The following is a 617-nucleotide window of genomic DNA, read 5'->3' as shown; positions in this document are numbered from 1 at the left end:
AAACAGCTTGGTGGCGCGGCCCTGGTTGGACACCTCGTTGAGGCCATAGCCAAAACGGATGATGCGCGGCTTGATGTCTTGCGCAGCGACCTGGAACGAGCAGGTGATGGCGGCCACCGACAGGGCGGCGAGCAGGGTACGGCGGAAAGTTTTCATGGTTGTCTCCATTGGCGAAGGAAAGAAAGGCACGGGAAAAGAGGGCGCAGCATCGTCAACGCATCCACAGAACCGGAGCGGTCACGATCTGCGGAAACACGACCAGCAGTGCCAGGATCAGCACATAGGTGAAGAGGAACGGGTTCACGCCCTTGATCACGCTGTGCATCGAGATGCGCCCCACCCCGGCCACCACGTTGAGCACCGTGCCCACGGGCGGCGTGATGAGGCCGATGGCGCCGTTGAGCACAAACATCAGGCCGAAGTACACCGGGTCGATCCCCGCCTTGACGGCGATGGGCAGCATCACGGGCGCAAAGATCAGGATGGTGGGCGTGAGGTCCAGTGCCGTGCCGATGAGCACCAGCACGATCATCATCACGGCCATCAACAGGCGCGGGTTCTCCACCAGCGGGCCCAGCCAGCTGGTCAGCACATTGGGCAGGTCGGCCAGCGTGATC

General features: G+C 62.6%; 1 protein-coding gene and 1 pseudogene. Both read right to left on the bottom strand.

The genetic code is table 11. The annotated features are described in order from the left end of the window. A pseudogene (locus ACK4TH_RS12900) lies at window positions 1-156 on the bottom strand (TRAP transporter substrate-binding protein); the annotation flags it as partial. A gap of 55 nt (window positions 157-211) precedes the next feature. Beyond that, window positions 212-617: SLC13 family permease (locus ACK4TH_RS12895; protein ID WP_409627014.1), on the bottom strand; the 406-nt coding region annotated here is incomplete at its 5' end.

Origin of the sequence: Tepidimonas sp. (assembly GCF_046292505.1) — a bacterium.
In the GTDB taxonomy this organism is placed as follows: domain Bacteria; phylum Pseudomonadota; class Gammaproteobacteria; order Burkholderiales; family Burkholderiaceae_C; genus Tepidimonas.
This window is presented reverse-complemented; position numbering and strand designations above follow the sequence as displayed.